The 24,954-nt window shown below is 62.6% G+C and carries 22 protein-coding genes; 13 read left to right on the forward strand and 9 right to left on the reverse strand.

Annotated elements, in window-relative coordinates:
* Window positions 1-156 precede the first annotated feature (156 nt).
* Entirely contained in the window at window positions 157-1,356 is a 1,200-nt protein-coding gene (locus IE123_RS08635) for an MFS transporter (protein WP_189517115.1), read from the forward strand.
* A 2-nt stretch (window positions 1,357-1,358) separates the two neighbouring features.
* Here IE123_RS08635 and IE123_RS08640 read toward each other — a convergent pair whose 3' ends face one another.
* The 6 genes from IE123_RS08640 to IE123_RS08665 all read right to left on the reverse strand — a co-directional run bounded on the left by IE123_RS08640 (window position 1,359) and on the right by IE123_RS08665 (window position 7,545).
* Complete coding sequence (locus tag IE123_RS08640) at window positions 1,359-2,666, reverse strand: TRAP transporter large permease (protein ID WP_189517117.1); 1,308 nt, start codon at window positions 2,664-2,666, stop codon at window positions 1,359-1,361.
* Window positions 2,663-3,250 carry a TRAP transporter small permease gene (locus IE123_RS08645; protein ID WP_189517119.1) on the reverse strand — a complete coding sequence of 196 codons (588 nt, stop codon included), beginning with the start codon at window positions 3,248-3,250 and terminating at the stop codon, window positions 2,663-2,665. Before IE123_RS08645 ends, IE123_RS08640 begins: the two co-directional genes overlap by 4 nt.
* A gap of 34 nt (window positions 3,251-3,284) precedes the next feature.
* Complete coding sequence (locus IE123_RS08650) at window positions 3,285-4,286, reverse strand: TRAP transporter substrate-binding protein (RefSeq protein ID WP_189517121.1); 1,002 nt, start codon at window positions 4,284-4,286, stop codon at window positions 3,285-3,287.
* Window positions 4,283-5,326 carry a LacI family DNA-binding transcriptional regulator gene (locus tag IE123_RS08655; protein ID WP_189517123.1) on the reverse strand — a complete coding sequence of 348 codons (1,044 nt, stop codon included), beginning with the start codon at window positions 5,324-5,326 and terminating at the stop codon, window positions 4,283-4,285. The genes IE123_RS08650 and IE123_RS08655 overlap by 4 nt, the downstream gene beginning before the upstream one ends.
* Before the next feature lie 99 nt (window positions 5,327-5,425).
* Window positions 5,426-6,865, reverse strand: a complete 1,440-nt coding sequence (locus IE123_RS08660) for a sensor histidine kinase (protein ID WP_229819671.1) — start codon at window positions 6,863-6,865, stop codon at window positions 5,426-5,428.
* Entirely contained in the window at window positions 6,862-7,545 is a 684-nt protein-coding gene (locus IE123_RS08665) for a response regulator (RefSeq protein ID WP_189517125.1), read from the reverse strand. Before IE123_RS08665 ends, IE123_RS08660 begins: the two co-directional genes overlap by 4 nt.
* 252 nt (window positions 7,546-7,797) lie before the next feature.
* Between IE123_RS08665 and IE123_RS08670 the strand changes: the two genes are divergently transcribed.
* The 3 genes from IE123_RS08670 (at window position 7,798) to IE123_RS08680 (ending at window position 10,845) form a co-directional block, all read left to right on the forward strand.
* A complete protein-coding gene (locus IE123_RS08670) occupies window positions 7,798-8,808 on the forward strand; it encodes a Bug family tripartite tricarboxylate transporter substrate binding protein (protein ID WP_229819672.1) in 1,011 nt (336 codons plus the stop codon).
* A gap of 66 nt (window positions 8,809-8,874) precedes the next feature.
* Window positions 8,875-9,333: a tripartite tricarboxylate transporter TctB family protein gene (locus IE123_RS08675; RefSeq protein WP_189517127.1), complete on the forward strand. Its 459-nt coding sequence runs from the start codon at window positions 8,875-8,877 to the stop codon at window positions 9,331-9,333.
* Window positions 9,334-9,336: 3 nt separating this feature from the next.
* Window positions 9,337-10,845: a tripartite tricarboxylate transporter permease gene (locus IE123_RS08680; protein WP_189517129.1), complete on the forward strand. Its 1,509-nt coding sequence runs from the start codon at window positions 9,337-9,339 to the stop codon at window positions 10,843-10,845.
* Window positions 10,846-10,914: 69 nt separating this feature from the next.
* Here IE123_RS08680 and IE123_RS08685 read toward each other — a convergent pair whose 3' ends face one another.
* Window positions 10,915-12,201, reverse strand: coding sequence for an exopolysaccharide biosynthesis polyprenyl glycosylphosphotransferase (locus tag IE123_RS08685; RefSeq protein WP_189517136.1), 1,287 nt, complete (start codon window positions 12,199-12,201; stop codon window positions 10,915-10,917).
* A gap of 633 nt (window positions 12,202-12,834) precedes the next feature.
* Between IE123_RS08685 and IE123_RS08690 the strand changes: the two genes are divergently transcribed.
* Complete coding sequence (locus IE123_RS08690) at window positions 12,835-12,972, forward strand: hypothetical protein (RefSeq protein WP_189517138.1); 138 nt, start codon at window positions 12,835-12,837, stop codon at window positions 12,970-12,972.
* Between the two features lie 89 nt (window positions 12,973-13,061).
* Here IE123_RS08690 and IE123_RS08695 read toward each other — a convergent pair whose 3' ends face one another.
* The gene (locus IE123_RS08695) at window positions 13,062-13,811 is read right to left on the reverse strand and encodes an alpha/beta hydrolase (RefSeq protein ID WP_189517140.1); all 750 of its coding nucleotides are present in this window, start codon (window positions 13,809-13,811) and stop codon (window positions 13,062-13,064) included.
* Between the two features lie 144 nt (window positions 13,812-13,955).
* Between IE123_RS08695 and IE123_RS08700 the strand changes: the two genes are divergently transcribed.
* Window positions 13,956-14,978 (forward strand): LacI family DNA-binding transcriptional regulator, encoded by a 1,023-nt coding sequence (locus IE123_RS08700; RefSeq protein ID WP_189517142.1) that lies wholly within the window; start codon window positions 13,956-13,958, stop codon window positions 14,976-14,978.
* A 29-nt stretch (window positions 14,979-15,007) separates the two neighbouring features.
* On the opposite strand, the gene IE123_RS08705 is transcribed toward IE123_RS08700, so the two are convergent.
* On the reverse strand, window positions 15,008-16,030 hold the full coding sequence (locus IE123_RS08705) for a LysR family transcriptional regulator (protein ID WP_229819673.1): 1,023 nt from the start codon (window positions 16,028-16,030) through the stop codon (window positions 15,008-15,010).
* Between the two features lie 254 nt (window positions 16,031-16,284).
* Here IE123_RS08705 and rhmD point away from each other — a divergent pair, with 254 nt between their 5' ends.
* From rhmD to lra1, 7 genes are all read left to right on the forward strand, one after another.
* Complete coding sequence (rhmD, locus tag IE123_RS08710) at window positions 16,285-17,469, forward strand: L-rhamnonate dehydratase (RefSeq protein WP_189517146.1); 1,185 nt, start codon at window positions 16,285-16,287, stop codon at window positions 17,467-17,469.
* A gap of 89 nt (window positions 17,470-17,558) precedes the next feature.
* A complete protein-coding gene (locus tag IE123_RS08715; protein WP_189517148.1) occupies window positions 17,559-18,914 on the forward strand; it encodes a GntP family permease in 1,356 nt (451 codons plus the stop codon).
* A gap of 55 nt (window positions 18,915-18,969) precedes the next feature.
* Window positions 18,970-19,335, forward strand: a complete 366-nt coding sequence (gene rhaM / locus IE123_RS08720; protein WP_189517150.1) for an L-rhamnose mutarotase — start codon at window positions 18,970-18,972, stop codon at window positions 19,333-19,335.
* Window positions 19,326-20,264, forward strand: coding sequence for an amidohydrolase family protein (locus IE123_RS08725; RefSeq protein WP_189517152.1), 939 nt, complete (start codon window positions 19,326-19,328; stop codon window positions 20,262-20,264). Before rhaM ends, IE123_RS08725 begins: the two co-directional genes overlap by 10 nt.
* Complete coding sequence (locus tag IE123_RS08730) at window positions 20,261-21,499, forward strand: MFS transporter (protein ID WP_189517154.1); 1,239 nt, start codon at window positions 20,261-20,263, stop codon at window positions 21,497-21,499. Before IE123_RS08725 ends, IE123_RS08730 begins: the two co-directional genes overlap by 4 nt.
* Window positions 21,500-21,534: 35 nt before the next feature.
* Window positions 21,535-24,159, forward strand: coding sequence for a family 78 glycoside hydrolase catalytic domain (locus IE123_RS08735; RefSeq protein WP_189517156.1), 2,625 nt, complete (start codon window positions 21,535-21,537; stop codon window positions 24,157-24,159).
* Entirely contained in the window at window positions 24,156-24,944 is a 789-nt protein-coding gene (gene lra1 / locus IE123_RS08740) for an L-rhamnose 1-dehydrogenase Lra1 (protein ID WP_308430209.1), read from the forward strand. Before IE123_RS08735 ends, lra1 begins: the two co-directional genes overlap by 4 nt.
* Window positions 24,945-24,954: the final 10 nt, after the last annotated feature.

Below are 24,954 nucleotides of genomic sequence, written 5' to 3' on the forward strand. Positions count from 1 at the left end.
TGCGACGGGCATCAGGTGTTACACGACACCTGATGCCCTTTTTTATGGGCAGCTCCCGGGATGGCCGGGCCAGAAGCAGTTATTCGACTTTAGCCGTAAAGGGTCGGTGTCTATACTGCACGGCTCACAAGGTGCCCACTGTATTTCGAGGTTGTCATGTCACTGCCCCTGATCGCTCTGGCCATTGCCGCTTTCGGCATTGGCACGACCGAATTCGTGATTCTGGGCCTGCTCACCGGCGTGGCCGATGACCTGGGGGTCTCGGTGCCGGCGGCCGGCTATCTGGTGTCGGGCTACGCCATGGGCGTGGTGGTCGGCGCGCCGCTGTTGGCGGTCATCACGTCGAAATGGCCGCGCAAGCCCACGCTGATCATGCTGATGGGCATCTTTATCGTCGGCAACGTGCTGTGTGCGCTGGCACCGGACTATCTCAGCCTGATGGCGGCGCGCGTGGTGACGTCGTTTTCCCACGGTGCCTTTTTCGGTATCGCCTCGGTTACGGCAGCAGGTCTTGTGGTGCCTGAAAAGCGCGGACAGGCGATCTCGCTGGTGTTTGCAGGGCTGACGCTGGCAAGCGTATTGGGCGTGCCGCTGGGCTCGGCGATCGGTCAGGCGCTCGGCTGGCGCGCCTCCTTCTGGAGCGTGGCGGCCATCGGCGTGGTGGCCATTCTGGCGCTCTGGCAGTGGCTGCCCTTGAGCCTGCCGCGCAATGAAGGCGGGATCATGGGCGAGTTTCGCGTGTTGAAGGAAGGGTCGGTGCTGCTGGCACTGGGACTGAGCGTGCTGGCCTCGATCTCGATGTTTACCGTCGTGACCTATATCGAACCGATGCTCTCGACGCTGACCGGCGTCGGCGGACTCTGGATCACGCTGATCATGGCCATTTATGGCCTGGGGCTGACCGCCGGCAGCATTCTGGGCGGACGCCTGGGGCATCGCGCCCTGATGCCGGTACTGATGAAGCTGATGCTGGGCACCGGGGTGATTCTGGTGATCATGTCGTTCACGCTCTTTTCGCTGGTGCCGGCGATGCTGACCATTTTCCTGTGGGCGGCCATCTCCTTTGCCATCATGCCGCTTTTGCAGCTGCTGGTGGTGGACCAGGCCGCCGAGGCGCCCAACCTGGCCTCGACGCTCAATCAGAGTGCCTTCAATCTGGGCAATGCCACCGGCGCCAGCGTGGGCGGGGTGGTCATCAGTGCGGGCCTGCCGATGCACACTATCCCTCTGGCCGGCGCCATCGTGATCGTGGCCAATATCGGTCTGACGATGCTGGCCTGGCGGGTCATGCAGCGGCGCAGCGCCCGGCGTCAGGCCGAATACGATGCAGCGCACGCCGCTGCCACGGTGTCGTAGGCTCAGCCGCTCTCGGGCCCGAAGGTCTGGGGCAGATACAGGATCAGGTCGGGGAAGAAGATCAGCGCCACGATCACGCCCAGCATCACCAGCAGATAGAGCATGGTGGTGCCCAGTGCCTGCAACAGCGGTATGCCGCCAATGCGTGCCGAGATCATCAGACACAGCCCGTAGGGCGGCGTGATCAGCCCAAGGCCGAGTGCCATGACGCTGATCACGCCAAACTGCAGCGGATCGATCCCCGCCTGAGCGGCCAGCGGCTGGAAGATGGGTGCCAGAATCGCCATCGCCGGCAGCGAGTCCATGAAGGTGCCGACCAGCAGCATGACCAGGGCAATCACGATCAGGAGCACGGTCGGGTCGGTGATCTCAACGCCCACCATCAACTGCGGCGGAATGCGGTAGAAGCTGATCAGATAACCAAAGATCGCCGCGCCCACCAGGCTGAACAGCGACAGCGAACAGAGCCGGACGGTATCGGTCGAGGCGTCCAGCACACTCTTGAAGCTCAGCTCGCGATAGACCACAAACCCCAGTACCAGCGCATACAACACCGCCATCACGGCTGCCTCGGTCGGCGTGACGATGCCCAGCGTGATGCCGCCGATGATCAGGATCGGAATGCCGGCGGCCAGCAGGCCATCCTTGCCGGAATACAGAATTTCCCTGAACGTGGCGCGCTTGCGAGTGGGCACGTCATAGCGGCGCACGTAGCCCAGGTTCATCAAAAGCTGCGTGATGGCAATCAGGATGCCGGGGATGATGCCGCCCAGAAAGAGCCCGGCGATCGAGGTGCTGGTCAGCGCGCCCCAGACGATCATGTTGATCGACGGCGGAATGATGATGCCCATCACCGACGAGGCGGCCGTCACCGCCACGCTGAAATGCGCCGGATAGCCTTCCTTTTTCATTGCCGGAATCAGCACTGTCCCGATCCCGGCGCTGTCGGCGGTCGAGGAGCCCGACACACCGGCAAACAGCATGCTGACCAGCACATTGACGTGCGCCAGTGCCCCCTTTACATGCCCGACCAGATTGAGACACAGCGTGATCAGGCGGTCGGTAATGCGCGCGGCGTTCATCAGATTGCCGGCCAGCAGAAACAGCGGCACCGCCAGCAGCACAAACGAGTCCATGCCGTAGTACATGCGCTGGAACAAAATCCAGGGCGTGAGACGCGGGTCGAGCGCGATGATGCCAAACGAGGTCAGCACCAGCGCCATGGCAATGGGCACGCCCAGAATGATCAGCACGCCCAGCAGTACAAACAGAAGCCACGGCAGCAGAAAAAGCCAATCGGCCGTCATCATGGGCGTGTCTCCCGTTGGTCGGTCTGTGGGGTATCAATGTCGGTGGTGGGCGGTGCCGTCTCATCGATGTCCGAAGGCGTATCGAGCTCGCGCTCCATGGCGTCCAGTCCCCGGGTGGCGCTGAGCAGCAGGCGCTGCAGGCTGAACAGCACGATCAACACGCCGCAGACCAGAAACGCCGAGTAGGTCACCACCATCGGCAGCTGTGAGGCGCTGGCGATGCGGTTGAAGCCGGACCACGCAAACGCCTGGCCGAAGACGATGAACACCACGCCCACCATCAGACAGGCCAGATCGCGCAGCGTCCGGGTGAAGCGGCCCATGACGCTCTGGCGTGCAAAGGCCTCGAGCACGAAGTGATCGGCGTGCAGCACCCCGATGGCGGTGCCCAGCATGATCATCCACTGGAAGGCGAAGCGGCTGAGCTCCTCGGTAGCGTAGGCCGCCGGCAGGAACGTCAGGTTACGGCTGGCGATCTGATAGATGATCAGCAGGATAAAGCCCGCCAGCAGCAGCAACAGCACGACGTTGAGCGCCCGCTCAAGGGCGCGGTTGAACCGGCTCAGGGCCGCGATAAATCCCATGGCACGTCTCCTCAATCGGTGTTGATGATCAGCGTCAGTCGGTGTTGATGATCATTTCAAAGAGATCACGCAGGTCCATGTCATCGATGATCTGACCCAGCGGCTCGGCGACCATCTCCTGCATGCGCTCGCGATCCATCGGGTAGAAGGTGGCGCCTTCCTCCCGGAGCGCGTCGCGGGACGCCTGATCCAGGCGAATCTGCAGATCGCGGGCGTACTGCTCGCTCTCATCGGCGGCGGCCTGCACCTCGCGCTGCTGCTGGGGGGACAGCGACGCCCAGGTCTGTGACGACACGGTCAAAAGCCGCACGGTAATGTCGTGCTCGGAAAGTCCGATATGCGGTGCCACCTCGTGAAAGCGCATGCGGTGAATCCACTCGGCCTCGTTGAGCAGCCCGTCAATGGCGCCCAGCTGCAGCCCCGTGTAGATCTCGCGATAGGCCATGACCGTGGGGCGAGTGCCCAGCGCTGCCCAGGCGGTGATCACCGGTCGGGTCGGGTTGGTGCGAAGCTTCATGCCTTTCAGGTCATCAAGGCTTTCCAGCGGCCGGGTGCTGACGATCTGGCGGGTGCTGCCGCCGTAGTAGGCCAGCACCTTCACCCCGGTCTCGTCCTCGATGCGCCGGGCGATTTCGCGACCGGCCTCGCCGTCGAGCACGTGCTGCCAGTGGTCGATGTCGCGGTAGAGAAACGGAATCGAGAAGATGCTGGCAGTGTGGGAAAACTCCGAGATCAGCCCCGGATTGACGATTGAAAAATCCAGCGCCCCGGCGGTCTGCTGCTCGAACATCTCGGTTTCATGCCCCAGCACCGAATTGCTGTAGAGGCTGACGGTCAGTTCGCCGTTGCTCCTTTCCTTCAGGAGTTCGCCAAAGCGCTCGGCGCTGGCATGGTAGGCCGTCTCCTCGGTGGCGCCATGGCCGAAGATCAGCTCGCGGGCACTGGCCTGTGACGGGGCCAGTACCGCAAGCCCCAGACAGGCAACGGCCAGCAGCAGCGTACCGCTGCGGCGCAAAAAAGGCAGACAGGACATCATGACAACTCCCATAAATGGCCGGACGTGGGATCGGTACTGGCGCGGACCTGCAGCGACGTGTCCAGCACGATGCGCTGCGCGTCACCGCCGGGGCCCCTGAGGCAGGCGAGTGCCAGTCCGGCGGCGGCCTGGCCGATGGCGTGAGGGTGCGTGGCGATGCTGCTCAGCGCCGGCTCGCCGAGCGCGGCTTCATCGCTGTCATCGATACCCACCACTGCGCAGTCGATACCGGGCATGAGGCCCAGACGATTCAGCGCCAGCAGGGCGCCCAGCGCCATCAGGTCGTTGTGACAGATCAGCGCCGTGGGCGGTGTGGGTGCCTTCATGATCTCGAGCGTGCGCACAAGTCCGGCGCGACGGGTCAGGTCATTGCTGCCGGTACGAATGTCGGGCGCGAGACTGGCGGCCTGCATGGCCTCCCGATACCCCGCCATGCGCTCGCGATCGGCGGAGCTGTGGCCCGTGCCGGTCACAAGCGCGATGCGTTGATGTCCCTGGTCGATCAGATGCGCCACGGCGCGGGCCAGACCAGCGCGAATGTCGGCGCCGACGTAGTGGCCGCGGGGCGTGTCGCCGACATGGCGCATGACCTCGATGCAGGGCAGTCCCCAGTCGGCAATGGTGTCGATCAGGGCGGCGGGGGTGGCTTCGGCCGGACACAGCAGCAGCGCATCAACGCGCTGCTCGCGCAGGCGGGTGATCAGGCGCTGCTGACGCGCCACACTGTTGCCGCTGCTGACCAGAAAGGGCACGTAGTCGGCGTTTTGCAGGGTCTCATCGATGCCGGCCACCATGGCGCCGAAAAAGGGATTGGCGATGTCGTGGACGACCACGCCGAGGGTGGCGGTGTGGGCGCTGCGCAGTGTGGCCGCGCCGCGGTTGTAGACATAGCCCAGCGTCCTGGCGGCGGCCATCACGCGCTCGCGGGTGCGTCTGGCCACCAGCGGGCTTTCCTGAAGTACCAGTGACACGGTCGAGCGCGAGACGCCGGCATGGGCGGCCAGTTCCCTGAGCGTGACGTGTTTTCCGGACTGGGGCATGTCGTTTACCTGCCAGATCAGTGTTTTGGATCGATCCAAAGACTGCTGGCAGGCTAGCGCTGTATCAGGGGCGACGCCTATTGCGCTTTAGGACTACGGCTAACGTCCAGGAGGGGGCGGGACAGCACCGGCCATGAAGACCACGCGGGCCAGCGTGCCGCCGCCTGCGGCCTCATGCAGCGAGATATGTGCCCCGAGCGCGGTACAGATCTGGCGGGCAATCGCCAGCCCCAGCCCGGTGCCGCTGATGGCACGTCCGGCGTCTTCGGTCAGCGGGGCATCCCGGTGGGCCCGATAAAAGCGCTCGAAAACCCGCTCGCGCTCGCTCTCCGGGATGCCCGGACCATCGTCTTCGACCTCAAGGCGAGCGCCTTCGAGAACGCGCACCGTGATATGACCGCCGGCAGGGGTATAGGCCTGGGCGTTGCCGATCACGATCGCCAGCAGCTCGTTGATCAGTGCGCTGTCGGCCTGCACCCACACTGGCTGCTCGGCCTCAAGCGCCAGCGTCAGCCCGCGCTGCCAGGCCAGCGATACCATGCTCATGCAGAACTCCCGCGCGGTGTCGCTTAAATCCAGCACCCCGAAGTCACGCCGGCGGATATCGTTTTCCACCCGGGCAAGAGAGAGCAGCCGATTGGCCAGCAGGGTCAGCGCTTCCAGATCCCGCTGGGCGCTTTCCAGCGTGATTCTCAGCGTGTCGTTGTCGTGGGTCTGCATGCCCAGCTCCAGGCGCGCACGCAGGGCAAACAGCGGGGTGCGCAGCTCGTGGGCGGCGTCGGCCACGAAGGCGCGCTGGGCGCGCAGGGTGTCATCCAGGCGCGCGGTCAAATGATTGACGGCGTCGATCAGCCCGCGCACCTCGCGCTGCACGTTGTCGGTCGGCAGGGGGTCAAGATTGTCCGGCGAACGGCTGGCGACCATGTCGGTAATACGCTTGAGCGGGCGCAGGGCGGCATCGATGGCCAGCACGAAGAGCAGGAAGGCGCCGATGGCAAACAGCGTCAGGCGCATCAGCGAATCTCCCAGCAGATCGCGCATCAGCTGGGCGTGAATATCGCGATGCTCGGCGACCCGGATCTCGACCATGCCCTGATAGCCCGGCTGGCTGACCGGCACCAGAAGCGACACCACGCGCACGTCACGCCCGCCGTAGGTGGCGTCATAAAAGCGCGCCAGCGACGGGTAGCGGCTGGTCATGGCCGCGGCGGCGGGTGGGGCGGGCAGGTCCTCGAAACCCGCGATCGACCCCTGCTCGGGGGTAATGACCTGATAAAAGGCGCTGCCGCCACTGTCGAGCGAGAACGGATCGAGCACGGCACGCGATACCCGTACCTGCAGTTGGCCGTCCCGGACGGTGAGGGACTCGCCCAGCACCCGGGCGGCGATCAGCAGCGGTCGGTCGTAGGCGCTGCTGGCCACCCGCCAGGCATCCAGCCAGGCGCCGGCCACGCCGACGGTAATCAGCAGCAGCAGGGCACCACCGATGCGGCGGGTCAGGCGACCGCGCAGGCTGCGCCGCGACAGGCTGGCCTTCACGCCGGCGCGTCCGACGGCGATGTCTCGAGCTGATAGCCCAGGCCACGAAAGGTCACGATACGCACATCACTGCCGTCGAGCTTGCGGCGCAGGCGTGACACGTAGACTTCGATGGCGTCGAACGAGCTGTCTTCCTCCATGGAAAACATCTGCGCGGCCAGGTGTTCCTTGCTGACCGTGCGCCCGACGCGCGCCATCAGTGCCTCCAGCAGCGCCAGCTCCCGCGGTGGCAGGGGAAGCGGCTGTTCGTGCAGGGTGAAACTGCGCGCGCTGATATCAAAGGCCAGTGCGCCGCAGCGATGAATCTGCTGGCCGTCATGGCGGGTGCGGCGGATCAGGGCATTGATGCGCGCCTGCAGCTCGGACAGCGAGAAGGGCTTGATCAGGTAGTCATCCGCGCCCAGGTTGAGGCCGCGAACGCGGTCGTTGATGCTGCCGCGGGCGGTCAAGAGCATCACCGGCAGGCGTGTGTCGCGCTTTCGAAGCCAGCTCAGAAGCGTGAAGCCATCCATCTCCGGCAGGCCGATATCCAGCAGCAGCAGCGCATAGCTTTCGGTTTCAAGGGCGGTGCGCGCCGAGACGCCGTCATGCATGACATCCACGCGCCAGCCGGCGGCTTCCAGCGAGCGCTGGATGCTTTCGGCCAGTGACGGGTGGTCTTCGACCAATAGCGTACGCATTGCCGCTCCGGTGAAAGGTTGTTGAAAGGCTGCCGGATTATCGTGCCAGCAGGCGACGCCCGACCCCATGACGCCACGCGACAGCGCACAGGCGTTTCATGAGCGCAGTATGCACGGCCACCGGCCGGTGACCAATCCACCGACCGGTCCGGGGCGTCGGCATCGGGGCCGTCGCAGGCCATAACGGCTTCATAACGATTCCATAACAACAGCGCCAGGCACGCTGCCGGGCAGACGTGAGGAACATCCGACATGACCATGACACGACGACTTTCCGGCAAGGGCCGCATGGCGGCGCTGGCGCTGATGGGTGCCCTGAGTCTGGGGGCTGCCCTTCAGGCGCATGCCGCAGGCGAGCCGAAACGGCCCGAGTGTATCGCACCGGCGGCGCCCGGCGGCGGTTTTGACCTGACCTGCAAGCTGGCCCAGAGCGCGCTGGTCGAAGAGGGCATTCTCTCCACGCCGATGCGCGTGACCTACATGCCCGGCGGCGTCGGCGCGGTGGCCTACAACACGGTGGTGGCCCAGCGCCCCTCGGATGCCAATGCGATCGTGGCCTGGTCCAGCGGTTCGCTTCTGAACCTGGCCCAGGGCAAGTTCGGCCGCTTTGACGAAAGCGCCGTGCGCTGGCTGGCGGCGGTGGGCACCAGCTACGGTGCGGTTGCAGTGCGCGCCGACTCGCCCTACAAGAATCTCGATGATCTGGTGCAGGCGCTGCGCAAAGACCCCAGCAAGGTCGTGATCGGCGCCGGTGGTTCGGTGGGCGGTCAGGACTGGATGCAGACCGCACTGCTGGCCAAGGCAGCCGGTATCGATCCGAAGAGAATGCGCTACGTGGCGATGGAAGGCGGCGGTGAGCTGGCCACCTCGCTGCTGGGCGGACACATTCAGGTCGCCAGTACCGATATCGCCGACTCCGTACCGCACGTGCAAAGCGGTGACATGCGCATTCTGGCCGTGTTCTCCGAAGAGCGGCTGCCGGGCGAGGTCACCGGTGACATTCCCACTGCCATCGAGCAGGGCTATGACGTGCAGTGGCCGGTCATTCGCGGCTTCTATGTCGGGCCGAAGGTGAGCGACGACGCCTACAACTGGTGGAAGGATGCCTTTGACAAGCTGCTGGCCTCCGATGACTTCGCCAAACTGCGTGAAAACCGCGAGCTCTATCCCTTCTCGATGACCGGCGACGAGCTTGATGCCTACGTCAAAAAGCGCGTGGGTGAATACCGCGAGCTGGCCGGTCAGTTCGGTCTGGTCCAGTAACATCGACTGCGGCGCAGGCATCCTTTCGGGTGACCTGCGCTGCCGGCCGTCTGTCCGGAGCCTGTCATGATCTACCAACGTCTTTTTCTGACGGCCCTGCTGGTCGTCTATGCGGTGCTGGCCTACGCCGCTACCACCTATGAAGCGCCCTTTTCCTACGAGCCGGTCGGGCCGCGCGCCTTCCCGCTGCTGCTGCTGATTCTGCTGGCGGCCGGCACGGTCTATCTGATCGTTCGCCCCGGCCACATGGCAGAAGAAAACGCCGACACGCCGCTGACAGGCCACGTGCTGGGCCGGCTGGTGCTGTGCGTGGTGGCACTGTCGCTGTTTGCGTTTTTCTTCGAGCGGCTGGGGTTTGTGGTCTCGGCCTTTTTCTTCGCCATCATCATGTGTCGGCTCTACAACGGGCGCTGGATCACCAGTGTGATCACCGCCGCCGTCATGGCGCTGGCCTTTTATGGTCTGTTTGATCGACTGCTGGATGTGCCGCTGCCGCTGGGCGTGCTGTCAGGACTGGGGGGCTGAACCATGGAAACACTGGGATATCTGGGCCAGGGCTTTGGCGTGGCCACCACGCCGCTGAACCTGTTGACGGCCCTGTGTGGCACGCTGATCGGCACCGTCGTCGGCCTGTTGCCGGGACTGGGACCGATCAACGGCGTGGCGCTTCTGATTCCGATCGCCTTTGCGCTCGGGCTGCCGCCGGAGACCTCGCTGATTCTGCTGGCAGCGGTCTATCTGGGCTGCGAGTACGGCGGGCGTATCTCGTCGATTCTTCTCAACATTCCCGGTGAAGCCTCTGCCGTCATGACCGCGCTGGATGGCCATCCGCTCGCGCGTCAGGGCAAGGGCGGCATTGCGCTGTCGATTTCGGCGGCCGGCTCCTTCATGGGCGGTCTGATTGCCACCATCGGGGTCACCATCTTCGCGCCGCTGCTGGCAAAGTGGGCAGTGGCGTTCGGCCCGGCCGAATACTTCGTGATGATGGTGTTTGCCATTACCTGTCTGGCCGGCATGGCCGGCAACAAACCGATGAAAACGGCCGTGGCCTCGCTGATCGGGCTGTTGCTGGCCTGTGTGGGGATCGATGCCAACAGCGGCGTCTATCGCTTTACCTTCGGCAGTCTGGGGCTGGCCGATGGCATCCAGTTCGTGGTGCTGGTGCTCGGGCTTTTCAGCATCAGCGAGATTCTGGTGCTGCTCGAGCGCACCTATTACGGGCAGAGCGCGCTCAAGACCAGCGGGCGCATGATGTTCAACATGAAGGAAGCCATGCTGGTCAAGTGGACGGTGCTGCGCAGCGGCGTAGTGGGCTTTTTCATGGGCATCCTGCCGGGGGCCGGGGCGACCATGGCCAGCGCCGTGGCCTACATGAGCGAAAAGCGCATGGCCACCCGTGACAACCGCTTTGGCGATGGCGATCTGCGCGGTCTGGCCGCGCCGGAAACCGCCAACAGCGCCGCGGCGTGTGGTTCGATGGTGCCGATGCTGACCCTGGGCGTGCCGGGTTCGGGCACTACAGCAGTCATGCTGGGCGCGCTGACGCTTTACAACATCACGCCCGGGCCGCTGCTGTTTCAGACCGACCCGCAGCTGGTGTGGGGTCTGATCGCCTCGCTCTTTATCGCCAACGTCATGCTGGTGGTGATGAACATTCCGCTGATTCGCGTATTCACCAAGATTCTGGCCGTGCCCTACTGGGCGCTGGTGCCGGGCATTGCGATCGTCACCGCCATCGGGGTCTACGGCGTGCACGCGACTACCTTCGATCTTTTCCTGATGATCGTGATCGGCGTGGTGGGCTATATCCTGCGCAAGTTCGACTTCCCGCTGTCTGCCGTGCTGCTGGGCTTTATTCTGGGCGGCATCATGGAGCAGAACCTGCGTCGGGCGCTGTCGATCTCCAACGGCGAGCTCTCGATTCTGTGGTCGAGCCCGATCACCTGGGGCGGCTGGGCACTGGTGGTACTGATGGTGGTGCTGCCGATGTATCGCGGCTGGCGTCGCCGCCGTACCGCGGTGCCGTCCAATCCCTGAGTCCTGCGCATTCAACGCAAAAGGCCCACCATTGGCGGGCCTTTTTAATGGCATCGGCAGGCGTATCGATCAGCGCGCGCCGGAGCCGGTGAAGATGGTGCGAATGGTGCGAATCACCACCAGCAGGTCCATCCAGAACGAGAAGTTGCGGATGTAGTAGAAGTCATGCTCGAGCTTGATGCGTGAGCCCTCGACTTCCGAGGCGTAGCCCTGCTCGACCTGCGCCCAGCCCGAAATGCCGGGCCTGACCACATGACGGTAACGAAAAAACGGGATGTCGCGCTCATAGGCCTCGGTCAGCGCCGGCGTTTCGGGGCGCGGGCCGATCAGACTCATCTCGCCCTTGAGCACGTTGAACAGCTGCGGCAGCTCATCGATGCGGTACTTGCGCAGGTACTTACCGACCCTTGTGATGCGCGGGTCCTCGCCTTCCTGGGTGGGTCGCACATCGTCAGGGTTCACATACATGCTGCGCATCTTGTAGACGTCGAACTCTTCCCCCTGAAAGCCCGAGCGGCGCTGGCGGAACAGAATCGGACCCGGGTCGTCGCGCCTGATCATGATCGCGGCCACGCCCATGATCGGCAGCGCCACCGGCAGCATCAGCAGTGCGGCAACAAGATCGGCCAGACGCTTGAAAAGCTCATAGCTGGTTCTGGGCATCAGCGAGCCGTAGCGATTGGCGTGAATCTGATCCAGCCCGATCCGGCCGGTGCTGGCCTCGCCAAAGCGGCGTGCGTCATGGACCGGAATGCGCTTGATCGTGCAATCGGCCAGAAAACGCTGCCACTCATCGCTCAGATCACAGGAGAGATCGGCAATCACGCCATCCACGCGCAGGTTTCCAAGATCCGGGCCTTCCAGCCAGCGCTGATCGATGTCCTGGTGATCAAACCACGACATGACGTTGCCCAGCGGCACGATGGCCATCTTGCGCCGGCGATAGCGCCGGGTCACGCGGTAGCCCGCGTAGCCAAAGATCAGCGCCAGCACGCCGGAAGCCACCAGCTGCCAGGGCGAAAAGGGAATGGATAGTAGCGTCAGCAGGGCCAGTATCATCAGATAGACCGCGATGACCACGGGGATGACGTAGGTATCAGGCGCCGCGCCCGGATGGCGGGAAAGCTGGCGTACGGTTCGAAACGCCACCATCCAGGCGATGGCGCTGGCCAGCAGGGTGGTACCGGCGTCGTGGTTCTGCAGGGTCCAGACAGACCAGCCCCACTCCCACAATGCCGGCAGGGAAACGGTCAGTATCAGGCCAAGAAAATAATGAATCCGAAAGCTTAGAAGAAGGCGTTCATACCATAGGGAGTGCCGGTGATTGCTGCGTACCGGTCGTGTTGTCATTTCCATGCCCTGTTCCTGAATGAATATATTTTTATTCATTGATAAGGGGTTTTTTTAATGCATCAGACACCTGCAAAACGACTGTCATTTTTTGGCAGGCAGTGCCGGGCAATACTGATGTAAGCAGTAACATCGTTCTATTTGGTGGGATTATCTATGCAATATTGTGCATTGATAAAAAGGTTGAGAGTTACGGTCTTTGGGGAGCGCTAAAAGGCGTTTTAGTATTAGAAGATCCAAAATCAAAAGTGTGAGTTTTGTTATCCTTGGGAAACATTTTGTTTGCCAAAGCGCTTTAGGAACTGTCTGATCGGTCGACGAACATTCGGATTCCCCTGTTGAGGCCTTTCATGGCTGATTGCCAGGTACGCCAGAAAATTACATTATGTTACTTTAAATAGACCTTTGGGTAATCTCGCTGCTTACGGATGTCAGGCATGATGAATGTGTCGATTGTATGACGCGGACTGAATATCGGATGATTTTATTGCTTTTAATAAATATCAGTTTGCTGATTTCAGTAATTGTCCTTGTTGCCTTTGAATATAAAAATAACAGGATTGTTGAGCGGTCCATGAATAATAACAGTGGCCCGGCCATCATCTAATATCGTGATTAACGCGACCAGGGAGTAACGTCATGGGAATTCTGATTGCTTATCTTGTCATCACAGCACTGGCTGTCATTGCCATATTCTCTGCCATGGGTGTGGCGGCCAACAGTGGCCACTTCATGGAAAGCGCACCGGCCATCAATGATGAAAGTCAGCGCCTATAGGCCGCTGGTGCCCCTGTTATATTGACAAGCCTTCCTGACACCCGGCCGCGCGCCGGGTGTTCTGCTTTTGGATCACGCTAAAGGGGCTGTCAGGTACTGGATGCAGGGGCAATGGGCAGCCACTTGAGCACGCGCTGAATCTGGCGGTCCCAGTAGCGCCACTGGTGATCTCCCGGGCCGTCATGCCAGTCCAGCTGTAGTGCGCTCTTCTGTGCGGCCTCTTTAAAGCGCAGATTGGCGTCATAAAGAAAGTCCTCCCGACCACACCACTGAAACAGTGCCGGCTGACACGCCTGCGGCGTGTCATAGCGCTTTAAAAGCGCAAACAGGTCATCGTCGGTGCCTTGCGGTGAACCATCAAAGATCAACGGATACTCCGGCGGCGGCGTCTCGCGTTGGCCCACTGCCACGATATCCAGCGAGCCTGACAGGCTGGCCGCCGCGGCAAAGCGCTCCGGCTCGCGCAGCGCCCATTTGAAAGCGCCGTAGCCACCCATGGAAAGCCCCGCCACAAATGTATCCTCCCGACGCGTCGAGATGGGAAAAAGCCGCTCGCTGATGAGGGGCAACTCCTCGCTCAAAAAACGATACCAGTCGGGACCAAACGCCATGTCGGTGTAATAACTGCGCCCCACCTGCGGCATGATCACGACAATCCCGTAGGCTTGCGCGTAGCGCTCGATGGCACTAAAGCGCTGCCAGGCGCTATCATCGTCTGACAGCCCATGCAGCAGATAGAGTACCGGCGATGGCGCTTTGGCGTGCTCCGGAACAATGGCGCTGAGCGACAGCGTCACATCCAGAATCTGTGAGGCAAAGCGGCAGGTCAGCTGTGCCATGATGGGCTCCGGCGGTCTGGTCAGGTGAACGTATAAAGGGGGCGGGCGGCGCTCTGTCTATAGACGCTTCCCTTGATCAGCGTGCGACATTCGCCAGTGGCTGTCACGTCGGCGCGCTTTCTTTCATGAGTAGAACGAGTCCACATGCCTGCCAGCCGGAACGTCACCATTGCCGATATTGCCCGTCATGTCGGGATGACCAACATCACGGTCTCGCGCGCGCTCAACAAGCCCGAGCTGGTCAAACCCGCCACGCGTGAGCGCATCGAGCAGGCCGCACGTGAACTCGGCTATGTGCCCAATGCCTTTGCCCGCGGCCTCAAGCGCAGTGACAGCCGCCTGATCGGCGTGGTCACGGCAAGCCTTGATAACCCCTTCTACGCCGAGATGATCAAGGCCATCTCGCGCCACGCCAAGCAGCATGACTACGCCATCATGCTCTTTGATACCGACGGCGATCCCCGCCTTGAGTCCACGGCCATCGACACCCTGTTAAGCTATCAGGCGGCCGGTCTCATTCTCTCGCCGGTCTCTGATGAGCCTGACTACCAGCCCGATTATCTGACGCGCCTCAAGGCCAGCGACATCGCTGTGGTGCAGCTGGATCGCACTCTCCATGACAGCGGCTTCAGTGCCGTGGTGCTGGATAATCTCTGGTCCGGGGAGCGCGTCGCGCACTATCTGCTGACTCATGCCTTCACGCTTGAGCAGCGCACTCCTCATGACCGTTTGCTGGTCGTCGCCGGCCCCGAATATTCACGCATTTCGCGCGAGCGGTTGCAGGGTGTGCAGACAACGCTGAGCGCCCAGGCGCCTGACGTCATGATTGATGTGCTATGGGGGGACTACACACTGGCCCCGGCCGTGGAACAGGTGCGTGACCATCTCGAGCAGCACGGCGTACCGCGCGCGATCTTCGGGCTCAACCAGCTGATCACTCTGGGCGCCCTCAAGGCGCTGCGTGAGGCCGGCATCGATCGGGAACAGCTGCACGTGATCGGCATCGACCGGCTGCCCTATCTGGAGATTTTCGATATCACCGTGCCGTGCGTGGTGCACGACGGTTATCGCGCCGGTGCTCAGGCGCTTGCGCAGCTACTGGTGCAGATGCGCGACCCGCAGGCCGCGCCATGTACGCTGACCGTGCGCGGCGAGCTGGTGATGTGATGCCTGCGGCCGCCTTCGATGAGCGTGGTTCACAGTGCTTGTAACGCATCTTGTCTGTCAGGAGAGTTGATGAGTAGCGACTCTGGATAATCCAGTGCTGGCGTCGATTGATCATGACGAGCGGCCGTTGATCGCAGGATGGCGCAGAGCTGCTGCATCGGCTCGCTCAGTGGCTCTTCACGGCGTGTCATGATGCCGTAGGGAGGCAGTGTCTTGCCCAGTGATAGTGGCAGGGCGGTCACCGTCTCCATCTGCAGATAATCCCGCAGCACCGACTCGGCCAGCACCAGAATACTGTTACTGCGTCTGACCAGCTGTAGAGCAGCGAAGATCGAGCCGCATTCAATGATATCGCGCGGCGACATCAACCCGGCAAGCTCGAACTCCTTCTCCAGCGCCTGCCGGGCCGGGCTCTCGATTGGCTGGAGTATCCAGGGCCACTGCTCCAGAGTCTCTGCCAGAGACAGTTCGCGCGCGTCGATCAGCGGGTGCCCCTGGCGTACCACGGCCAGCATGCGCTCATTGCCCAGAGGCTCGAAGTCGAACAGGTTGTGTTGAAGCGCCGTTACATGGCGGGCGATGGCCATGTCGATGCGGTTATTGATCAAAAGCTCGATCAGCTGATCGCTGGTTTCTCCCAGTAGCCGTACCTGCAACAGCGGACGCTGGCGTTTGATCTCCGTGATGGCTTCCGCCACCAGATCCGGCGCGGCGCCCATGATCGCTCCGACCGCCAGCTGCCCCTGGTCGCCCAGTTGATGACGCTGTAGCGAGGTCGCACAGCGATCCAGCCGATTGAGCGCGCCATGAGCAAACTCGATCAGCACCTCGCCGGTGCTTGTGGGTTGAACGCCCCGCGAGGTGCGCTCGAACAGATCGCAGCCAAACATGCCCTCGATCTCGCGCAGCATGCGCGTCGCTGCCGGCTGTGACATGTTCAGGATTTCCGCCACCCGATGCAGATTGCGCTGTTCATCCAGCAAGGCGATCAGGCGCAGGTGCTTGTAGCGTAACCGATTAAGCAGCGCTGCCTGTCTGTGGGCATCCGTCACGTGAACATCTCCTGGGTTATCTTCGACTACAGCGTATTGATAACGCAGGCGCATGGCAGCTACCGGCCATAAGACATTGGTCCAAACAGGACGTTCTTTTTTTATCAGCCAAAACGAAGGGTTAGCGACGCAAGGCGCTTTACGCATGGTGATAACCTCAAGGTATCGGATGCGCCGTAGCCTGCATTAGTCAGCACTTTTATTTCCCGGTATTTCTTTTTGTTCTCTGACCCGGACTGCAAAAGGTAAATGCCATGTCGATGCCCACCATCAAACAGATACGCGCTTACACCGTCCGTGGCGGGGGCGCCGATTATCACGATCAGGGCGAGGGGCACTGGATCGATAGCCAGATCTCGACGCCCATGAGCAAGTACCCCGATTACCGCATGACGCGTCGCAGTTTCGGTCTCAACGTGCTGGGCACGCTGGTGGTCGAGGTAGAAGCCAGTGATGGCACGGTGGGCTTTGCCGTCACCACTGCCGGCGAGATCGGTGCCTTCATTGTCGAAAAACATCTGGCCCGATTTGTCGAGGGTCAGCGTGTGACCGATATCGAGAAGATCTGGGATCAGATGTTTCACGCCACGCTGTTCTACGGCCGCAAGGGCGTCGTACTCAACACGATTTCCGGTGTTGATCTTGCGCTCTGGGACCTGCTTGGCAAGATCCGCGACGAGCCGGTGCACGCTCTGCTCGGCGGACCGGTGCGCGATGAACTGCAGTTTTACGCCACCGGTGCGCGCCCGGATCTGGCAAAAAAGATGGGCTTTATCGGTGGCAAGATGCCTCTGAAACATGGCCCGGCCGAAGGTGATACAGGACTTGAAAAAAACATCGCTCAGCTGGCCGAGATGCGCGAAAGCGTTGGACCGGACTTCTGGCTGATGTTCGACTGCTGGATGAGTCTGGATCTCGACTACGCCACCCGGCTGGCCCAGCGCGGTCGGGAGTACGGCCTCAAGTGGATCGAGGAGGCGCTGCCGCCGGATGACTACTGGGGCTACGCCGATCTTAAAAAGCGTGTGCCGCCTGGCATGCTGGTGACTACAGGCGAGCATGAGGCCACCCGCTGGGGCTTTCGCATGCTGCTGGAAATGGGCTGCTGCGACATTATCCAGCCTGATGTGGGCTGGTGCGGCGGCGTCACCGAGCTTTTGAAGATCTCTGCGCTGGCCGATGCCCACAACACTCTGGTCGTGCCGCATGGTTCCTCGGTCTACAGCTACCACTTCGTGGTAACCCGCACCAACAGTCCCTTCTCCGAGTTTTTGATGATGGCGCCGCAGGCCGACGAGGTGGTGCCGATGTTCAATCCGCTGCTGCTGGATGAGCCGGTGCCGGAAAACGGCCGCATGCGGGCCTCGAGTCTCGATGCGCCGGGCTTTGGCGTACGCCTCAATCCCGACAGCGATCTGGCCCGACCCTATACCCACTGAGCATGATCGCCACGGCCCCCGTGAGGGCGCCGTGGCGAGGCGATCGACAGCGATAACCACAACAGGTCGGCAGCTTCACGGGGGGTGTCATGGAAATACTGCATCTGACAGTCACGATCGGTCTGATCCTGCTGCTGATTCTCTATCTAAAGCTCAACCCGGCGATCAGTCTGATCGTAGGGTGTCTCTATCTGGGACTCACCATGGGGCTGGGCATGACCACCACCGTCGAGGCCATCGGCGGTGGTTTTGGCAACATCATGGCGGCCATCGGGCTGCCCATCGGTTTTGGGGTCATTATCGGGCAATTGATGAGCGATTCCCGCATGGCCCATCAGATTGCCCATACCATGGTCAAAAGCGCGCCGCGCGGCGCTGGACTCTATGCGCTGGGGCTGACCGGCTTTCTGCTCTCCATCCCGGTGTTTTTCGATGTCACCTTCGTAATTCTGATTCCGCTGGGCATTGCACTGGCTAAAACGCTTGGCAAACCACTGCCTTATGCCATCGGCGCACTGGTGATTGGTGCTGCCACCTCGCACACCATTGTCCCACCGACGCCCAATCCGCTGGCAGCCGCCTCGATTCTGAACTTCGATATCGGCCTGATGACGCTGGCCGGGCTTGGCGTAGGGCTGATCACGGCACTGGTGGTCATGAAACTCTACTTTCTGGCACTCGATATGGGGCTCTGGAACGCCGCGAAGGATGAGCTGCACATCGACAACCGAGACACCGTCGCCGACGAAGAGATCTCGCTGCCGGACCTGCCGCTGTGGCAGGCGCTGCTCCCCATTGCCCTGCCGATCGCCCTGATTCTTTCCGGCACGCTCTACGACTATGCCCAGCAGACCGGCATGGTCGGCGGTGAAGAACTCCCGCCCTTCGTGGCCTTTGTCAGCGATCGAATCGTGGCGCTGCTGGCCGGTGCGCTGGCCGCCTATGCCGTTGCCGGGCGCCTCATGAACCGCGATGAATGCGACCGCTCGGCATCAAAAGGCCTGCAGACCGCTGGTCTGGTGCTGCTGGTCACCGGCGCCGGCGGCTCGCTGGGCAGCGTCATTCAGGAGACCGGTATCGGTCGGTCGCTGGTAGACAGCCTGTTTCAGGAAACCGGCTCACCGCTGGCAATGATTCTTCTGACCTATGCGCTGGCGCTGGTGTTTCGGGTTGCGCAGGGCTCCGGCACCGTGGCGGGCATTACGGCCATGACCATCATGGCTGGCGCTGCCTCTACCGGTGTGGTCGACCCGCTCTGGATCGCCCTGGCGGCCCTGTCGGGCGGCATCAGCATCGGCCACGTCAACGACAGCGGCTTCTGGATCACTACCCAGCTCTCGGGCTTCAGCGTACGCGGCGGCTTCAAGACCTACACCCTGGCCGAGCTGATGGTATCGCTGACCATCCTGTCGCTGACGCTGGTAGGAGCGCTGATATGGCCGTAATGCCCCAGACCAACAGACCCGCACTTCGTCCACCCCAACGATCAGGAGGGCCGACATGATCGTTCGCGCCTTTCGCATGACGCTCAACCCCGGCTGTGAGGCCGAGTACAAAAAACGCCATGACGAGATCTGGCCGGAGCTGACCGATGCCCTGAAGGATGCCGGCATTCAGGAGTACCGCATCTTTCTGGACCCGGCATCACATCATCTGTTCGCCATCATGTGGCTTGTGGATGAGCACCGCGTCGATGCGCTGCCGCAGCTGCCTATCATGCAGCGCTGGTGGGCGACCATGGCCGATCTCATGGTGACCCATGACAACAAGGCCCCGGTCGAGATCGCACTCGGCGAGATGTTTTCGCTGACAACCGGTTTGCCAACGACAGATTCGCTGACAACAGGAGAGGCACCATGCAGGTAATCGACCCCCACGTGCACTTCTGGCAGATCGCCTCCGGCAATCAGCCCTGGCTGTCAGAGCCGGTGCCCAATCTGCTGGGGGATTATTCCCCCATGGCGCGGGACTACGGCCCTGCCGATCTGCGTGGTGAGAGTGAGGCCATCGAACTGCTCGGGGCGGTGCATGTTGAAGCCGATGCCGTCGATCCGGTCGAGGAGACCCGCTGGCTGGCCGGGCTTGATGACAGCGGTACGCCGTCGTTACCCACGGCGCTGGTGGTGGGTACAGACCTGTCACGTTCCGATGCCGCTGACATTCTGGAACGTCAACTCGAGCTGAGCGATCGGATACGCGGCGTGCGCCAGATTCTCAATGTTCACGCTGACCCGCTGTTTGACTACGCCGGCCGCCACTACATGAATGAGCCCGACTGGGGGAAGAACTTCGCGCTACTTGCCCGACACAGGCTCTCCTTTGATCTGCAGCTCTACCCGTCACAGATGCCGCGAGCGGCCCAGCTTGCCGCCGAGCATCCTGAAACGCTGTTCGTTATCAATCACGCCGGTATGTACGTCGACCGCCAGGGCGTGGCCGGCTGGCGCGCCTGGCGCGATGGTCTGCGCGCGCTGGCAGCGCGGCCCAACGTGGTTATCAAGCTCTCGGGCTTTGGCATGCTTGACCACCGCTGGACGGTGGGAAGCCTGAGACCGCTGATTCTGGAAGCGATCGACGCCTTCGGCACCGAGCGCGCCATGTTTGCTTCCAACTTCCCGGTCGACGGCCTTTACGCTCGCTATGACGCGCTCTGGCAGGCCTACGCCGATGTGGTCGCCGATGCCTCAAACGAAGAAAAGGCGGCGCTGTTCGTTGATAACGCCCGGCGCACATATCGTCTCCCAGCGGCCCACGTGTCGCCTCTTCACGACAATAACAACGGGAACGATAAATGAGCGACGCAAGGATGGAACGAACAGGCTACTCCTGGGCCACCACGATCCTGGCCGGCATGGCCTCCTATCTGGATGCGGCGGCCATCGTGGGGACCGGTATTGCACTGGTGCTCTTTCGTGAGGGGTTTGCGCTTGGCAGCGGGGATATCGGCTTGCTGTCGAGCCTTCTGACCATCGGGATTGCCGTTGGCGCGGGATTCGGAGGCAATCTGGGGGATCGCTTCGGTCGCAAGCGGGTCTTCATGTTAACGCTGATGCTGTTTCTGGTCGGGCTGATCATCGCCATTTTTACCCCGAACAAGATCGGGCTCTTTGTTGCCCTGCCGCTGATTGGACTGGCGGCAGGGGCCGACCTGCCGGTATCGCTGGCGATGATTGCCGAGGCCGTTCCGGAAAGGAAAATCGGCAAGATGATTACCTTTACGCATGTGCTCTGGATGCTGGGCATCATGGCGGCCCATGTCATCGGCATCATCGTCGGCGACATGGGGGATACCGGCGCTCGTATCATGTACGCCCACCTGGCCGTGATTACGCTGATCGTTCTGGTGCTGCGCTCCTTCCTGCCCGAATCGGCGAAGTGGCAGGCGCTGCACAAGAGCAGCCAACAGGCCGACGGCACCCGCGTCAATCTGGGCTCACTCAAGGCCATGGTACAAAACGCCTATCTGGCACCGCTGATCGCGGTCAGTCTTTTCTATGCGCTGGTCAACATCCCGGCCAATACCATGGGCCAGTTCAACACCTATCTGTTCGTTGAAGCCGCCGGGTCTACCGTTTCCCTGGCCTCGACGGTCGGATTTTCGACGGCATTTCTCTCGCTGGCAGCCACTTTTACACTGATGCGGCTGGTGGATACTGCCTATCGCCGCATCGTGTTCATTGTGGGCATGAGCGCCTCGCTGTGTGCCTTCATTATCCCGGTGTTGCTGGGCGTCAGCACGGCCACGCTGATTGCCATGTCAGTCCTCTATGCCATGGGCGGCATCATTGGCGGCGAGCCGATGTTCAAGGTCTGGGCGCAAGAGCTTTTCCCGACCGAGTACCGGGCCAGCGCCCAGGGCATTGCCATCTCCTTCACTCGGGTCGTGGCCGCCATTACAGGCGGTATCACCCCGCTGATCATCGCCTACAGCGATAAATTGATCTTTGTCTTCGTGTTCGGGGCAGTACTGATCGCTGCCGGCATTGGACTACTGTGGATTTCACGCTTTGAAAAGGTGCGCGCACGCTAGCGTGCCTGAATCGTCATCAATACAGGGAAGCTGTCATGTCATCAGACAATATCCATGTTCATGCGCTGCGTGCGGAGCTTTTGACGCGCGCCATCGGGATCGATCATGACCGGCCGCGCCTGTCCTGGAAGGTCATGGCGCCGGAGGGCTGGTCGCCGGCACGCCATGAGATCGCCATCACACGTGATGGGGGCACCGAGACCGTCTTCAGCGTGACCGACCATCATCTGGTGGCCTGGCCCGATGCGCCGCTGGCCCCACGTGAGCGGGCCGAGGTTCGGGTGCGCGTCGGCGATGCCGACGGCGGCTGGTCGCCGTGGAGCGCGCCTCTGGCGGTGGAGCGTGGCCTCGAACGCAAGGACTGGCCGCGTCAGGCGGTCAGTGTGCCGTGGGCGGAGCCCGACCATGATCGTCAGCCGCCGCTCTTTCGCCGCGCCTTCGAAGTACCGGAATCCATTGAACGGGCGCGGCTCTACATCACCGCACACGGCATGCTTGAGCCGAGCTGTAATGGTCAGGCCGTGACGTGCGATGCCTTTCTGCCCGGCTGGTCAAGCTACGACAAGCGACTGCGCTACTGGACCTACGATGTGACCGCACTGCTGGAGACCGGGCGCAACGTGCTGGGCGTTCGCATGGCGGATGGCTGGTACCGGGGACGGCTGGGCTTCGAGGGCGGGGCGCAGGATCGCTACGGCAGCGAGCTGAGCCTGCTGGTGCGGCTGGAGATCCTCACGTCGAACGGCCAGCGCCACATTATCGAGCCCGACAGTGACTGGCAGGTTGGCACCGGGGGCACCCTGTCCTCGAGCCTTTATGATGGCGAGACCTTCGATGCCCGCGCCGAGCCCCGGGACTGGGACCGGGCCGGTTTCGACGCTGCCGGCTGGCAGGCTGCGCGCCTTGTCGACTTTGATGTCGAGCGGCTGGAGGCCGCCCAGGGGCCGGCAGTACGCGCCCAACAGTCTCTACAGCCGATCAATCGGGAGCGTCTCGCCCACGATCGGCTGCTGCTCGACATGGGGCAGAACATGGTCGGGCGTGGACGCGTCACCTCATCAGGAGCGCCGGGAGAGACGGTGACCCTGCGCCACGCCGAGGTCCTGCAGGGAGGTGAGCTTTACACCCGGCCGCTGCGTTTTGCTGCAGCCACTGATCACTATCGTCATGAGGGCGGCGGTCGCGAGGTCTGGGAGCCGCACTTTACCTATCACGGCTTTCGCTATGTCGAGGTGACGGCACCGCCTCAAACACTGGATGACCTTGAGTTCGAGGGCGTTGTCTATCACTCCGACATGGCCCGCAGCGGCTGGTTTTCCTGCGCGGATCCGGCCATCAACCAGCTGCATCAGAATGTGCTGTGGTCGCTCAAGGGTAACTTCTTCGATATTCCCACGGACTGCCCGCAGCGCGATGAGCGCCTCGGCTGGACCGGCGATATTCAGGTGTTCATGACCACGGCCGCCTTTCTCTATGACTGCGCCGGCGTCATGCGTTCGTGGCTGCGCGATCTGGTAGCGGATCAGCTCGAGGACGGCACCGTGCCGCCCTATGTGCCCTATATCGAAACCACCGAGACCTGGACGCCGATGGCGCCACTGGCAGCCTGGGGCGATGCCGCGGTCATCGTGCCCCATGCCCTGTGGTGGGCTACCGGCGACCGCCATTTTCTGGAGCAGCAGTGGGCCAGCGCCCGGGCCTGGGTCGATCTGATGGATCGGCGCGCCGGCGATAACCATCTGTGGCAGGGCGATACGCAGCTGGGCGATTGGCTGGACCCGTCGGCGCCGCCGGACGACCCGGCCGCCGCCATGACCGACCGCGAGCTGGTCGCCAGCGCCTGCTTTGCACGCTGCGCCCGAGTGCTCTCCGAGATGGCCGAGGCGCTCGAATATCGCGACGAGGCGACGCACTACAACAGGCTGGCCGATGCGGTGGCCCGGGCGATTCTCGAGCATTACACCGACCCGGCCACCGGGCGGCTGCACCAGGAGTCACAGACCGGCTACGCCATGATCATCGCCTGGCGGCTCAGCAACGACGAGGCGCTTTTGAAACGCATGGGTGACCGGCTGGCCGAACTGGTCATCGACGGCGACTACCGCATCGCCACCGGGTTTGTCGGCACGCCCATCATCTCCCGGGCATTGACCGATACCGGCCATTTCGACACTGCCATGCGACAGCTGCAGGAAACGCACTGTCCCTCGTGGCTCTATCCGGTGACGCAGGGCGCCACCACCATCTGGGAGCGCTGGGACAGCCTGATGCCCGACGGTCGCGTCAATCCGGGCGAGATGACCTCCTTTAACCACTATGCCCTCGGCGCTGTGGCGCAGTGGCTCCATGAGCAGCTGGCCGGACTGGCACCGGCCTCGCCCGGCTATCGGAACATCCGGTTTGCGCCGCAGATCCCGGCGTCGCTGCCGTGGGCGGCGGCCGAGCATGAGTCACCGTACGGCCGAATTGCCATTCGCTGGACCCAGCAGCCGGACGCCGTGCTGTATGACCTGACTGTCCCCACCGGCTGTCGCGCCGAGCTGACGCTACCCGATGGGCGCCTCCAGACGCTGGAGGCCGGCCGTCATCATCTCTCCTTTGACCGCACCTCCGGCGCGCTGGGCACACAGCCCGGTCCGGACGAGCCCACCCATTCATGATTCAGGAGGCTGTGATGCTGTTGCAGAACAAGCGTGTGTTTGTCACTGGCGGATCAAAGGGCATCGGTCGCGCCATCGCCCTCAAGTGCGCCGAGCAGGGCGCCCACGTGGCGATCAGCGCCGAGGACACCCCCGAGTCACGTGAGGCCCTCGCCGCCACGGCCGATGAGATTGCCGCCTTCGGCGTGCAATCGGCCTGGATTGCGGCTTCGGCGCAGGACCCGGCCACCGGCGAGCGGCTGGTCGAGACGGCGGTGACTGCCTTCGGGGGGCTCGATGTGTTTATCAACAACGCCGGTATCTGCCCCTTTCATTCGTTTCTCGACATGCCTCGCGACACTTACCTTAAAACGGTCGATGTCAATCTGAATGGCGCCTTCTTCGCCGTGCAGGCCGCTGCCAATCGGATGAAGGACCAGGGCAGCGGCGGGTCGATCATCGCGGTGAGCTCGATCTCGGCGCTGGTCGGCGGCGGCATGCAGACCCACTACACGCCGACCAAGGCCGGCGTGCTGTCGCTGATGCAGTCCTGCGCGATCGCGCTCGGACCTTACGGCATCCGCTGCAACGCGCTGCTGCCCGGCACCATCGAGACCGACATCAACCGTGATGATCTCGCCGACCCTGACAAGCGCGCTTATATGGAAGGGCGCACGCCGCTGGGCCGGCTGGGAGCGCCGGACGATCTGGCCGGGCCGGCGGTCTTTCTCGCCTCCGACATGGCGGCTTACGTGACCGGCGCCTCGCTGCTGGTCGACGGCGGCATGTTCGTCAATCTGCAATAGGAGCATTGTC

Source organism: Kushneria pakistanensis, assembly GCF_014652795.1.
Classification (GTDB): Bacteria; Pseudomonadota; Gammaproteobacteria; order Pseudomonadales; family Halomonadaceae; genus Kushneria; species Kushneria pakistanensis.

Excerpts from the sequence above, each read along its gene's own strand:
- IE123_RS08635 (WP_189517115.1), top strand. The coding sequence starts at position 157 with ATGTCACTGCCCCTGATCGCTCTGGCCATTGCCGCTTTCGGCATTGGC.
- IE123_RS08640 (WP_189517117.1), bottom strand. The coding sequence starts at position 2,666 with ATGATGACGGCCGATTGGCTTTTTCTGCTGCCGTGGCTTCTGTTTGTA.
- IE123_RS08645 (WP_189517119.1), bottom strand. The coding sequence starts at position 3,250 with ATGGGATTTATCGCGGCCCTGAGCCGGTTCAACCGCGCCCTTGAGCGG.
- IE123_RS08650 (WP_189517121.1), bottom strand. The coding sequence starts at position 4,286 with ATGATGTCCTGTCTGCCTTTTTTGCGCCGCAGCGGTACGCTGCTGCTG.
- IE123_RS08655 (WP_189517123.1), bottom strand. The coding sequence starts at position 5,326 with ATGCCCCAGTCCGGAAAACACGTCACGCTCAGGGAACTGGCCGCCCAT.
- IE123_RS08665 (WP_189517125.1), bottom strand. The coding sequence starts at position 7,545 with ATGCGTACGCTATTGGTCGAAGACCACCCGTCACTGGCCGAAAGCATC.
- IE123_RS08670 (WP_229819672.1), top strand. The coding sequence starts at position 7,798 with ATGACCATGACACGACGACTTTCCGGCAAGGGCCGCATGGCGGCGCTG.
- IE123_RS08675 (WP_189517127.1), top strand. The coding sequence starts at position 8,875 with ATGATCTACCAACGTCTTTTTCTGACGGCCCTGCTGGTCGTCTATGCG.
- IE123_RS08680 (WP_189517129.1), top strand. The coding sequence starts at position 9,337 with ATGGAAACACTGGGATATCTGGGCCAGGGCTTTGGCGTGGCCACCACG.
- IE123_RS08685 (WP_189517136.1), bottom strand. The coding sequence starts at position 12,201 with ATGGAAATGACAACACGACCGGTACGCAGCAATCACCGGCACTCCCTA.
- IE123_RS08690 (WP_189517138.1), top strand. The coding sequence starts at position 12,835 with ATGGGAATTCTGATTGCTTATCTTGTCATCACAGCACTGGCTGTCATT.
- IE123_RS08695 (WP_189517140.1), bottom strand. The coding sequence starts at position 13,811 with ATGGCACAGCTGACCTGCCGCTTTGCCTCACAGATTCTGGATGTGACG.
- IE123_RS08700 (WP_189517142.1), top strand. The coding sequence starts at position 13,956 with ATGCCTGCCAGCCGGAACGTCACCATTGCCGATATTGCCCGTCATGTC.
- rhmD (WP_189517146.1), top strand. The coding sequence starts at position 16,285 with ATGTCGATGCCCACCATCAAACAGATACGCGCTTACACCGTCCGTGGC.
- IE123_RS08715 (WP_189517148.1), top strand. The coding sequence starts at position 17,559 with ATGGAAATACTGCATCTGACAGTCACGATCGGTCTGATCCTGCTGCTG.
- rhaM (WP_189517150.1), top strand. The coding sequence starts at position 18,970 with ATGATCGTTCGCGCCTTTCGCATGACGCTCAACCCCGGCTGTGAGGCC.
- IE123_RS08725 (WP_189517152.1), top strand. The coding sequence starts at position 19,326 with ATGCAGGTAATCGACCCCCACGTGCACTTCTGGCAGATCGCCTCCGGC.
- IE123_RS08730 (WP_189517154.1), top strand. The coding sequence starts at position 20,261 with ATGAGCGACGCAAGGATGGAACGAACAGGCTACTCCTGGGCCACCACG.
- IE123_RS08735 (WP_189517156.1), top strand. The coding sequence starts at position 21,535 with ATGTCATCAGACAATATCCATGTTCATGCGCTGCGTGCGGAGCTTTTG.
- lra1 (WP_308430209.1), top strand. The coding sequence starts at position 24,156 with ATGATTCAGGAGGCTGTGATGCTGTTGCAGAACAAGCGTGTGTTTGTC.